Below are 11,668 nucleotides of genomic sequence, written 5' to 3' on the forward strand. Positions count from 1 at the left end.
TAAAGTCCGGCGCGCGGTTCAGCCCGCAGGCGCGTGCGCCAGACGGTCGGGCAGACCATTGGCCCAGCCGGTGATGGTGCCGGCGCCCAGGCAGACGACCATGTCGCCGGGCCGCGCCTCGGCCCGCACCAGACGCGCAAGATCGTCCTCGTCCTCGACCGCGACCGCATGCCGGTGCCCGTGGCGCCGCAGACCGGCGACCAGATCGTCACGCGACGCCCCGGTCACGGGGTCCTCGCCAGCCGCATAGACGGGCGTGATCGCGACGACGTCGGCCTCGTTGAAACAGGCGCAAAACTCGTCGAACAGGCTCGACAGGCGCGAATAGCGGTGCGGCTGGTGCACGGCGATGACCCGCCCCTCGGTGGCCTGCCTTGCTGCCCGCAGCACCGCCGCGATTTCCACCGGGTGGTGGCCGTAATCGTCGATCACCGTGACGCCGTTCACCTCGCCCACGCGGGTGAAGCGGCGGTTGACGCCTTCGAACGCGGCAAGGGCCGCGCGGATCTCGTCGCGCTTCATGCCCAGATGGCGCGCGACGGCCACGGCGCTCAGCGCGTTGCTGACATTGTGATCGCCGGGCATGGGCAGCGTGCAATCCTCGATCATTAGCCCCTCGGCCTGCAGGGCGATGTCGAAATGCGCCACGCCGCGCGCGTAGCGCAGGTTCACGGCGCGCAGATCAGCCTGCGCGTTGAAGCCATAGGTGACCACCCGCCGATCGCTGATCCGCCCGACCAGCGCCTGCACCTCGGCGTGATCGGTGCAGCACACGGCCAGCCCGTAGAAGGGGATGTTGCTGACGAAATCATGAAACCCCTGCCGCAGCCGGTCGAAGCTGCCCCAATGTTCCATATGCTCTGGGTCGATATTGGTGACGATGGCGATGGTCGCAGGCAGGCGGTTGAAGGTGCCGTCGCTTTCATCGGCCTCGACCACCATCCATTCGCCCTGCCCCATCCGGGCGTTCGAGCCGTAGGCGTGGATGACGCCGCCATTGATGACCGTCGGGTCGATCCCGCCGGCGACCAGCAGTTCGGCAACCAGGGTGGTGGTCGTCGTCTTGCCATGCGTGCCGGCCACGGCGATGTTGGATTTCAGGCGCATCAGCTCGGCCAGCATCTCGGCCCGGCGCACCACCGGCAGGCCTCGGCGTCGCGCCTCGTCCAGCTCGGCATTGCCCGGCTTGATGGCCGAGGAGATGACCACGACTTCGGCCCCGTCCAGATTGTCGGGCGCCTGGCCCACGAACACGCGCGCCCCCATGCCCGCCAGACGCTCGGTGATGGGCGAGGATTTCAGATCGCTTCCCTGAACCGTGTACCCGTGGTTGAGCAGCACCTCGGCGATGCCGGACATGCCGATGCCGCCGATGCCCACGAAATGGATGGGGCCCACATCGGTGGGCAGCTTGGTGGCGGCGTTCATCGCGTTGTCTCCTTGCGGGCCAGTGCCTCGACCATGTCGGCAAGGATCTGCGGCGCGTCGGGCATCCCCTGCCCAAGGGCGGCCTGTGCCATCAGGTTCGCGCCCTGCGCATCCCCCAGAACCGCCGCGATCTGTGCACTCAGGCTGGTGGCGTCAAGCTTGCTTTCGGGAATGCGGATCGCCCCGCCGGACGTGACCAGCCCGCGCACGTTGGCGGTCTGATGATCGGCGGCCGCGGCCGCGTAGGGCACAAGGATCGCAGGCCGGCCTATGACCGAGATATCGGCGATGCTCGACGCGCCCGCGCGGCTGATGACCAGCTGCGCCTCGCTCATCCGGCGCGGCACGTCGCGGAAGAACGGCTGCACGTCGGCATCGATCCCGGCCCGGACATAGGCACGTTCGACACGCGCCTGGTCCTCGTCCCGTGCCTGGTGGCTGACGCGAAGGTTGCGCAGGAGTTCGTCGGGCAGCGCCGCGATCGCGTCGGGGACGACATCGCTGAGGATGCGTGCGCCTTGGCTGCCGCCGATCACCAGAACCGACATCGGGTAGTCGCCCGGCGGGATATAGGCGGCGCCCGCGCGCTCCAGTACCGCGGCGCGCACCGGGTTGCCGACATGCACGCCGTCGGCCCCCTCGGGCAGGTCGGTCGGCCAGATCCCGCAGGCCACCTTGTCGACCCGCGGCGCGAAGATCGCGTTCACCCGGCCCAGGACGCCGTTCTGCTCGTGCACCATCCGCGGGCGGCGCAAAAGCCAGGCCGCCGCCAGCGCCGGGATCGTCGGATAGCCGCCAAAGCCCACCACCGCGTCCGGCTTGCTGCGCCGCATCCGCATCACCGCCCCCAGCACCCCACCGGCGATATGCAGCGGTGTCAGGATCTTGTTCCAAAGGCCGCCACGCGCGAAGGTGGCGGTGGCGACCTGCTCTATCTCGACCGAATGGGGAAACCCGCCGACATAGCGCGCGCCCCGCGCGTCGGTGCTCAGCCGCACACGCCAGCCCCGGCGCAGCATGACCTCGGCCAGCGCCTGCGCGGGGAACATGTGCCCGCCGGTGCCGCCCGCCGCGATGATCAGAAAGGGGTGTGTCTCGCTCATGACCTGCCTCGGCGTCTATCTGCGGCCGCGCAGCAGATCGCCGATCTGCCCCTGCGGTCGCGTGCGGGTAAAGGCCAGCAGCATGCCCATGGCGATGCCGACCGCCACCGCGGACGAGCCGCCATAGCTGACGAAGGGCAGCGTCATGCCCTTGGCCGGCAAAAGGCGCACGGCCACGCCGATATTGATCATCGCCTGCGCCCCGAGAATAGCGACCAGGCCCGTGCCCGCGAGCCGGATGAACGGGTCGCGTTCGCGCATCAGGCGCACCAGCGACCGCAGCACGATACAGGCATAAAGTGCGATGATGCACAGCACGAGGACCAGACCGTATTCCTCGGCGGCGACGGCGATGATGAAATCGGTATGCGCGTCCGGCAGGGACCATTTCACCTGGCCCTCGCCCAGGCCGACGCCGAAGAGGCCGCCCTCGCGAATCGCGTTGGTGGCAAATCCCAGCTGCGTCGTGGGCTCGACCTCGGCGCTGAGAAAGCCGTCGATGCGGCGCGCGAAATGCTCGGAATTCGAATAGGCAAAGCTGCCCGCCAGCACGACGCAGCCCGCCATGGCCAGCAACAGCGTCACCGGCGCGCCGGCGACGAAATACATCACCCCCCAGCCGAACAGCACCAGCGCCGCCTGCCCGAAATCCGGCTGCAACGCCAGAAAGCCAAGGATGATAAGTACCAGCATGAAAGACCAGCGCAGGCCGGGCGGACCGTTGATCTGCTGACTGGCGGCCATCATCCACGCGGCCATCACCACGAATGTCGGCTTGAGAAATTCCGACGGCTGCAGCGAGGCAAAGCCGAGGCTGTACCAGCGCACCGCGCCCTTGCCGAAATCCGTACCGAAGACCGGCAGCAGCATCAGCGCCACGAACGCGCACAGAAACCCGATCACCGCCAGACGCCGGACCAGATCGGGCCGCATCATCGACACGATCATCATCGCCGCAAGCGCGAGAGATCCGAAAACGGCCTGACGCTGCACGTAATGGAAGGGGGCAAAGCCGTTCTTCTCGGCCAGCGGCGGCGACGCGGCAAGCCCCAGCAATATCCCGATGCCACACAGGATCAGAACACAAGAGAACGACCACTTGTCGATCGTCCGCCACCATGCCGGAAGCACGGGCTCCGCGTCCCTTTGGGGCACTGCCCCATAGACCATTTCCGTCATCTGACTGCCGCCTCGTGATAACCTGCGCCCCTTTTCGGGGTCTGCGCCCGAGTGTAGCGATTTTCGGTGTCCGAGGCCAGAACTATCCCCTTGCCTTTCGGCGGGATTTCGCGTTTTGGGCCGGGCATGACCATGGCTGTCGACACCCTCATCCTCGGCGCGGGCGCGGCGGGGCTTCTCTGCGCGACACAGGCCGGCGGCAGCACGCTGGTCATCGACCATGCCAAGTCGCCGGGCGAGAAGATCCGCATCTCGGGTGGCGGGCGCTGCAACTTCACCAACCTTTACACCGGACCGGAGAATTTCCTGTCAGGCAATCCGCATTTCTGCAAGTCGGCGCTGTCGCGCTACACGCAATGGGATTTCATCGACATGGTCGACCGCCACGGCATCGCGTGGCATGAAAAGACCCTCGGACAACTCTTCTGCGACGGCAAGTCCACGCAGATCGTCTCGATGCTGGTCGACGAGGCGCGCGGCGCGGGCGCCGACCTGTGGCTCTCGACGCGTCTCACGGATCTGTCGCATGACGGCGCACGGTTCCGGGCGCAGGTCGAACGCGAGGGTACGCGCACCACCGTGACGGCGCGCAACGTCGTGCTGGCGACGGGGGGCAAGTCGATCCCCAAGATGGGCGCGACCGGCCTTTCCTATGACATCGCCCGGCAGTTCGGCCACGCCATCACCGAGACACGGCCCGCGCTGGTGCCGTTCACATTTTCCGACGCGCCCTTTTCCGATCTCGCCGGCACGGCGCTGCCGGTGCGCGCGACATGTCAGGGCACCTCCTTCGACGAGGCCGCGCTCTTCACCCACCGCGGCCTCTCCGGCCCGGCAATCCTGCAGATTTCGTCCTTCTGGCACGAGGGGGAACCGATCCGCCTCGATCTCGACCCTGCGGCGCAAATCCTGGGCACGCTCCGCGATCAGCGGCAGACCCACGGGCGGCGCAACCTGACAACAGAGCTTGGCCGCCACCTGCCCGCGAAGCTCCTGACATACCTCGCGCGGTCCATGGACATGACGGGCAATCTTGCAGACTGCTCCGATTCCGGCCTGTCACGGATCACCGGAAGCTTGCGCGACTGGTCGCTCAAGCCCACCGGCACCGAGGGCTACCGCACCGCCGAGGTGACCCTCGGCGGGATCGACACGCAGGGTCTCTCCTCCAAGACCATGGAATCAAGGCACCTGCCCGGGCTTTACGCCATCGGCGAGGCGGTGGACGTCACCGGCTGGCTGGGCGGGTACAACTTCCAATGGGCCTGGTCCTCGGGCTGGGCCGCGGGCCGAGCGATCGCGGCACGTGCATGAAACGTCGGAATGGGTATTTGGACCAAGAAGAAACACGGCACTGCACATTCTTCTTGGCAAAAATACCCAAGACTCCCGCCTCACAGCCGGGCGCGCACCTCGGTCATGAAATCCTCGCCGCGCCGCTCGAAATTGTCGTATTGATCGAAACTCGCCGCCGCCGGGGCCAGCAGCACCACCTCGCCCGGCGCGGCGTCGGCCATGGCCGTCTCGACCGCGCGCGCCATGGTGGTGCAGATCTCGACCTCGACGCCCTCCAGCCCAAGCGCGAATGCCGCCGCCTCGCGGCCGATCACGTAGGCCTTGCGGACATGTCCCAGACCGGGCGCAAGGGACGACAGCCCACCCTCTTTTTCAAGGCCCCCGCAGATCCAGCGGATATCGTCAAAGGCCAGCAGCGCCTGAAGGGCCGCATCGACATTCGTCGCCTTGCTGTCATTGACATAGCGCACGCCGTTCTGCTCGGCGACGATCTGGCTGCGATGCGGCAGCCCCTCGAAGCCGTGGAACGCCTGTTCGATCACCCGCGGCGCCAGCGCCAGCGTGCGACAGGCGGCATAGGCGGCGCAGGCGTTCTGGTGGTTGTGGTGCCCCGGCAGCCCGCGCACCGCGCGCAGGTCGATGGCGCCCACCTGTTTGCCCTTGCGAAACTCGGACAGGAACCCCTTGTTGGCAAAAACCGACCAGCCCGGTCCCGACAGCTTGCCCGCGACCGAGACCCGGATCACCCGGTCGTCGCCGCGCCCCGCGCTCAGTTCACCGGCGAGGTGACGTCCCTCGGGCTCATCCACGCCGATCACGGCGCGATCCGGACCGCCCTCGACGAACAGCCGGCGCTTGGCGGCGAAATATCCGCCCAGACCGCCGTGGCGGTCCAGGTGATCGGGCGAGAGGTTGGTGAACACCGCCACGTCTGGCGTCAGCGCGCGGGCCAGGTCGGTCTGGTAGCTCGACAGCTCCAGCACCACGACGCCGCCATCGCCCGGCGGGTCGATGTCGAGCACCCCGCGCCCGATATTGCCCGCCAACTGCACGGGCTTGCCGGCACTTTCCAGAACATGGTGAATCAGCGCCGCAGTTGTGGATTTCCCGTTCGAGCCGGTGACGGCGATCACCCTTGGTGCCACGTCGAAGCCGTCCCAGTCATCTGTCGCGAGCGACCGGAAGAACAGCCCGATATCATTGTCCACGGGTACGCCCGCCGCCTGCGCCGCCGCGATCACGCGGTGCGGCGCGGGATAGAGATGCGCGATGCCGGGGCTCACAATCAGCGTCGCGACCTCCTCGAACGCATCCGCGCGGGTCAGGTCGCGGACCTCCAGCCCCTCGACCTCGGCCTGCGCGCGGGCCTGCGGGTTGTCGTCCCAGCAGACGGCCTGCGCACCGCCCGCCCGCAGCGCGCGTGCCGCCGACAGGCCCGACCGGCCCAGCCCCAGCACCGCCACAATCGCGCCCTCGACGCCCCGCACAGGTATCATGTTGCTCTCCTTCGGACTCTCGCCCGCCATTTGCGCCGGGACGGGGTCAAGTTGCAAGCCGCGGCAGGGTCGATGCGCCGCGACATTCCACGGCAAAAATGACTCGACAAAACTGGATTTATAGTTATCTTGACGCCATGAGCATCACGAGCCCTACCGCCCGCGCGCTTGCGGCCCTCGGTCACGACGCGCGCCTCTCGATCTACCGTCTTCTGGTAAAGGCCGGCGATGACGGCCTGCGTGTCGGCGACATTGCCGAGCATCTGGACCTCGCCCCTTCGACGCTGGCGCATCACCTGCGCGCACTTGTCGAGGCGGGGCTGGTGGTGCAGGAAAAACGCGGCCGCGAAGTGGTCAACATGGCCGATTACGCGGCGATGAACAGACTGGTGCAATTCCTGACCAAGGAATGCTGCACCGGCGTGACCCTGAAACAGCGCAATGACGTGGCCTGACCCGCGTCTTGCGTCCAAAAGAAACCATAATTCCGGAGATACGGATATGACGGACACCACCCAGCCTCCCACCGCGGCGATTGCCCGCGCGGTCTGGCGCAATCACCGCGTCTGGCTCGCCTCGGCCCTGATCCTTGCGGTCCTGGCGTTGGTCGATCCCGGCCAGGCTTGGGATAGCCTCGGCTTTACCGCCGATGCGCTGCTGCGCACCGCGCCTTTCCTCGTGCTTTCGATCGCGGTCGCGGCGTGGGCCACGGCCACCGGCGCCGACAACCTCATCGCGCGCGCCTTTACCGGCGCGCCGGCGGTGATGATCCTGCTGGCGGCGCTTGCCGGCGGGCTGTCGCCGTTCTGTTCCTGCGGGGTGATACCGCTGATCGCGGCGCTGCTGGCCATGGGGGTGCCGCTATCGGCGGTGATGGCGTTCTGGCTGGCCTCTCCGGTCATGGACCCGTCGATGTTCGTGCTGACCACCGGGGTGCTGGGGCTGGAATTCGCCATCGCCAAGACGCTGGCGGCCGTGGGCCTCGGCCTCGCCGGGGGCTGGGTCGTCCATCTTCTGGGCCGCGCCGGTGGCCTTTCCGATCCGCTGCGAGAGGGGATCGGCAATGGCGGCTGTGGCGGCGGCAAGCTGCGTGATCCCAAACCCGTCATGTGGCGGTTCTGGCAGGACCCCGATCGGCGGGCCAAGTTCGGACGCGAGGCGCTGAACGTCACGCTGTTTCTGGCGAAATGGCTGACACTGGCCTTCCTTCTGGAAAGCCTGATGCTGGCCTTCATCCCGGCCGAGACGGTGACATCCGTTCTCGGCGGCAGCGGGCTTGCCCCCATCGCGCTCGGGACGCTGGTGGGCGTGCCCGCCTATCTCAACGGCTATGCCGCGCTGCCGCTGGTCGGCGGGCTGATCGATCAGGGCATGGCGCATGGCGCGGGGCTGGCCTTTCTCGTCGCGGGTGGTGTCACCTCCCTGCCCGCCGCCATCGCGGTCTGGGCGCTGGTCAAGCCACGGGTTTTCGCCCTTTACGTCGTCCTGTCGCTGTCGGGGGCGTTCACCGCCGGGCTGCTGTTCCAGCTTTGGGGCACGCTGTGGGCCGCATGACGCCGACAGGGGGGGCGGTACGGCGACGGGCCCGGCACCGCCCCTGACACATGTCGATTAAACAATGGACACAATCCTGTTACATTGTCATTCTAGACGAAGGCCCGGATGTCGCATGAACAAAGGATGCACCATGACACGCACCACGACGCTCACCGCCTTTCTCGCTTTGACGCTGGCCTTGCCCGCACAGGCCGAATTCCAGCTCAGCGACCGCTATACCGACGCCGATGGCGACCTGATCGCCGACATCCCCGAGGACGAATCGGAATGGCTGGACCCCGACACGCTGATCTTCGCCTACACCCCGGTCGAGGATCCGGCCGTCTATGCCGATGTATGGCAGGGATTTCTCGATCACATGGCCGAGATGACCGGCAAGAATGTGCAGTTCTTCCCGGTGCAATCGAACGCCGCCCAGATCGAGGCGATGCGCGCCGGCCGCCTGCATGTCGCGGGCTTCAACACCGGGTCGAACCCGATCGCCGTGGCCTGCGCGGGCTTTCGTCCCTTTGCCATGATGGCGGCCGAGGACGGATCTTTCGGCTACGAGATGGAGATCATCACCTACCCCGATTCGGGCATCGAGGAGGTCGAGGATATCCGCGGCAAGGAACTGACCTTCACCTCCGAGACGTCGAATTCCGGCTTCAAGGCCCCGTCGGCGCTGCTGAAGGGCGAGTTCGACATGATCGCGGGCGAGGATTTCGACACCTCGTTTTCCGGCGCGCATGACAACTCGGTGCTGGGCGTGGCCAACAAGGATTACATCGCAGCATCGGTCGCAAACTCGGTCAAGAACCGCATGATCGACCGCGACGTGGTCTCGGAGGACCAAATTGAGGTCGTCTACCAGTCGCAGACCTTCCCGACGACCGGCTACGGCACCGCCCACAACCTGCATCCCGACCTGCAGGACAAGGTCCGCGAGGCGTTCTTCGGCTTCGACTGGGAAGGCACCAAGCTGGCCGAGGAATTCGGGCGCAATGGCGAGGACCAGTTCATCGAGATCACCTTCAAGGATGACTGGGCCGTGATCCGCACCATCGACGAAGCCAACGACGTCACCTACGAGTGCAACTGACGCATCTTGCCTGACGTGAGTCCCGTGGGCGGCCGCGCGCCGCCCACGGCATTTTTCATTGACAGAGGTGGCCATGCTGACCCTCGACGGGCTGTCCAAGACCTACAAGACCGGCGAAACCGCGCTCAGCGACGTGACGCTGGAGGTGCCCAAGGGCCAGATCATGGGGCTGATCGGCCCGTCGGGCGCGGGCAAATCAACGCTGATCCGCTGCATCAACCGGCTGGTCGAGCCGACGGCAGGCGCCGTGCGCCTTGGCGACATGGATCTGGTGCGCCTCGGCAAGCGTGACTTGCGCCGCCAGCGCCGCAGGATCGGCATGATTTTTCAGGAATATTCGCTGGTCGAACGGCTGACGGTGATGGAAAACGTGCTGTCGGGTCGCCTTGGCTACGTGCCGTTCTGGCGCAGCTTCCTGCGCAAGTTCCCCGGCGCCGACATCCAGCGCGCCTACCAATTGCTCGACCGGGTCGGGTTGATCGACCATGCCGACAAGCGCGCCGATGCCCTGTCGGGCGGCCAGCGCCAGCGGGTCGGCATCGCGCGGGCCTTGGCGCAGGACCCCGAACTGCTGCTGGTGGACGAACCCACCGCCAGCCTCGACCCGCGCACCAGCCGCCAGATCATGCGCCTGCTGACCGAGATTTGCGCCGAGCGTGGCCTGCCAGCCATCGTCAACATCCACGACGTGCCCCTGGCGCAGCAATTCATGCAGCGCATCGTCGGGCTGCGCGCCGGGCGCGTGGTCTTCGACGGCCCGCCCGAAGACCTGACCGAAAATGCCTTGACCACGATCTACGGCGAGGAGGACTGGAACGCGATGCGCCAAGGCGACGAGGAACAGGCCGAGGCCGAAGCGGATGCGCGCGCCCGGATCGCGGCCCTGGCGCAATGACCGCGCAGGACTACCCCAGCACGTGGCGCCGTCCGCCGCAGATCATCCGCGACAAGCGCTGGCGCATCGCGGTGCAACTGGGCATCCTCGTCTACCTCGTGCTGGCCATCGGCACGATCGAGGTTGACTGGGCCCGCGTCTATCAGGGGCTGGAACGCGGGCAGCGCTTCGTCATGGGGTTCCTGCAGCCCGACTTCGCCAGCCGCTGGTCGGATATCGGCAAGGGCCTGTCGGAAAGCCTCACCATGACGCTCACCTCGACGGTCGTGGGCGTGGCGATCTCGGTGCCCATCGGCATCGGGGCAGCACGCAACCTCGCGCCGCGCGGCGTCTATTACGTCTGCCGCAGCATCATCGCCGTCAGCCGATCGCTGCAGGAGATCATCATCGCGATTTTCCTCGTGGCGATGTTCGGCTTCGGTCCCTTCGCGGGGTTCCTGACGCTCAGTTTCGCCACGATCGGCTTCATCGCCAAGCTGTTGGCCGACGATATCGAAGAGATCGACCCAACGCAGGTCGAGGCGATCCGCGCGACCGGTGGATCGTGGGGGCAGCTGGTGAACTACGCCGTGCAGCCGCAGGTCATGCCACGGCTCATCGGGCTGTCGCTCTACCGGCTCGATATCAATTTCCGCGAGAGCGCGGTGATCGGCATCGTCGGCGCGGGCGGCATCGGCGCGACGCTCAACACCGCCATCGACCGCTACGAATATGACAGCGCGGGCGCGATCCTGCTGATCATCATCGGGCTGGTGATGGTCGCCGAATACGGCTCCAGCTACCTGCGAAAGTTCCTGCAATGACCGAGATCACGCATTACAGTCAGGTCTGGGCGCACCGCACCCCGCGCAAGCGGCTGTTCATGTGGATGGGCTGGCTGGCGCTCGTGGCGCTGTTCGTGTTCTGCTGGCAGGTGATGACCCGCGACACGATCTGGATGTTCGTGACCGACGCGCCCCGGCAGGCCGCCGATATCGGCAACCGGATGATGCCGCCCCGCTGGGCCTACCTGCCGGAACTTTGGGGCCCGCTGTGGGATACGATCAACATCGCCACGTTGGGCACCATTGGCGGCGTGATCATGGCCGTACCGGTGGCGTTTCTCGCGGCGCGCAACACCACGCCGTCGCAACACATCCTGCGGCCCGTGGCGCTGTTCGTGATCGTCGCCTCGCGCTCGATCAACTCGCTGATCTGGGCGCTGTTGCTGGTGGCGATCATCGGACCGGGGCTGCTGGCGGGGATCGTCGCCATCGCGCTGCGCTCGATCGGCTTTGTCGGCAAGCTGCTCTACGAGGCGATAGAAGAGACCGAACGCAGCCAGATCGAGGCGATCGAGGCCACCGGCGCCAGCGGCGCACAGGTGCTGAATTACGGCATCGTGCCGCAGGTCATGCCGGCCTTCTGGGGAATTTCCGTGTTTCGTTGGGACATCAACATCCGCGAAAGCACGATCCTCGGGCTGGTCGGCGCGGGCGGGATCGGGCTAAAGCTGCAGGCGTCTCTCAACACCCTCGCATGGAGCCAGGTGACCGTGATCCTGCTGCTGATCCTCGCCACCGTCGTGCTCAGCGAATGGGTCTCATCCCGCGTGCGCCACGCCATCATCTGACCGGACACCGCCCCGGCGAAA

Annotated in this window: 11 protein-coding genes; 7 read left to right on the forward strand and 4 right to left on the reverse strand. The window is 66.7% G+C overall.

What is annotated here, in order from left to right:
• Positions 1-18: 18 nt before the first annotated feature.
• The 3 genes from murC to ftsW are packed head-to-tail and all read right to left on the reverse strand — an operon-like array spanning position 19 to position 3,710.
• Positions 19-1,428: a UDP-N-acetylmuramate--L-alanine ligase gene (murC, locus tag ACROSR_RS01130; RefSeq protein WP_432681911.1), complete on the reverse strand. Its 1,410-nt coding sequence runs from the start codon at positions 1,426-1,428 to the stop codon at positions 19-21.
• Positions 1,425-2,531: a UDP-N-acetylglucosamine--N-acetylmuramyl-(pentapeptide) pyrophosphoryl-undecaprenol N-acetylglucosamine transferase gene (locus ACROSR_RS01135; protein ID WP_432681912.1), complete on the reverse strand. Its 1,107-nt coding sequence runs from the start codon at positions 2,529-2,531 to the stop codon at positions 1,425-1,427. Before ACROSR_RS01135 ends, murC begins: the two co-directional genes overlap by 4 nt.
• A 15-nt stretch (positions 2,532-2,546) precedes the next feature.
• Entirely contained in the window at positions 2,547-3,710 is a 1,164-nt protein-coding gene (gene ftsW / locus ACROSR_RS01140; protein WP_432681913.1) for a putative lipid II flippase FtsW, read from the reverse strand.
• A 132-nt stretch (positions 3,711-3,842) separates the two neighbouring features.
• Between ftsW and ACROSR_RS01145 the strand changes: the two genes are divergently transcribed.
• Positions 3,843-5,024, forward strand: coding sequence for a BaiN/RdsA family NAD(P)/FAD-dependent oxidoreductase (locus tag ACROSR_RS01145; RefSeq protein WP_432681914.1), 1,182 nt, complete (start codon positions 3,843-3,845; stop codon positions 5,022-5,024).
• A gap of 80 nt (positions 5,025-5,104) precedes the next feature.
• On the opposite strand, the gene murD is transcribed toward ACROSR_RS01145, so the two are convergent.
• Entirely contained in the window at positions 5,105-6,502 is a 1,398-nt protein-coding gene (gene murD / locus ACROSR_RS01150) for a UDP-N-acetylmuramoyl-L-alanine--D-glutamate ligase (RefSeq protein WP_432681915.1), read from the reverse strand.
• Between the two features lie 137 nt (positions 6,503-6,639).
• Between murD and ACROSR_RS01155 the strand changes: the two genes are divergently transcribed.
• The 6 genes from ACROSR_RS01155 to phnE (ACROSR_RS01180) all read left to right on the forward strand — a co-directional run bounded on the left by ACROSR_RS01155 (position 6,640) and on the right by phnE (ACROSR_RS01180) (position 11,647).
• On the forward strand, positions 6,640-6,957 hold the full coding sequence (locus tag ACROSR_RS01155; RefSeq protein WP_432681916.1) for an ArsR/SmtB family transcription factor: 318 nt from the start codon (positions 6,640-6,642) through the stop codon (positions 6,955-6,957).
• Positions 6,958-7,003: 46 nt separating this feature from the next.
• On the forward strand, positions 7,004-8,056 hold the full coding sequence (locus tag ACROSR_RS01160; protein WP_432681917.1) for a permease: 1,053 nt from the start codon (positions 7,004-7,006) through the stop codon (positions 8,054-8,056).
• Positions 8,057-8,189: 133 nt separating this feature from the next.
• Complete coding sequence (phnD, locus tag ACROSR_RS01165; RefSeq protein ID WP_432681918.1) at positions 8,190-9,140, forward strand: phosphate/phosphite/phosphonate ABC transporter substrate-binding protein; 951 nt, start codon at positions 8,190-8,192, stop codon at positions 9,138-9,140.
• Between the two features lie 73 nt (positions 9,141-9,213).
• Entirely contained in the window at positions 9,214-10,035 is an 822-nt protein-coding gene (phnC, locus tag ACROSR_RS01170) for a phosphonate ABC transporter ATP-binding protein (protein WP_432681919.1), read from the forward strand.
• The gene (gene phnE, locus ACROSR_RS01175; protein ID WP_432681920.1) at positions 10,032-10,838 is read left to right on the forward strand and encodes a phosphonate ABC transporter, permease protein PhnE; all 807 of its coding nucleotides are present in this window, start codon (positions 10,032-10,034) and stop codon (positions 10,836-10,838) included. Before phnC ends, phnE (ACROSR_RS01175) begins: the two co-directional genes overlap by 4 nt.
• On the forward strand, positions 10,835-11,647 hold the full coding sequence (gene phnE, locus ACROSR_RS01180) for a phosphonate ABC transporter, permease protein PhnE (protein WP_432681921.1): 813 nt from the start codon (positions 10,835-10,837) through the stop codon (positions 11,645-11,647). Before phnE (ACROSR_RS01175) ends, phnE (ACROSR_RS01180) begins: the two co-directional genes overlap by 4 nt.
• Positions 11,648-11,668: the final 21 nt, after the last annotated feature.

Origin of the sequence: Roseovarius tibetensis, assembly GCF_050896375.1 — a bacterium.
In the GTDB taxonomy this organism is placed as follows: Bacteria; Pseudomonadota; Alphaproteobacteria; order Rhodobacterales; family Rhodobacteraceae; genus Roseovarius; species Roseovarius tibetensis.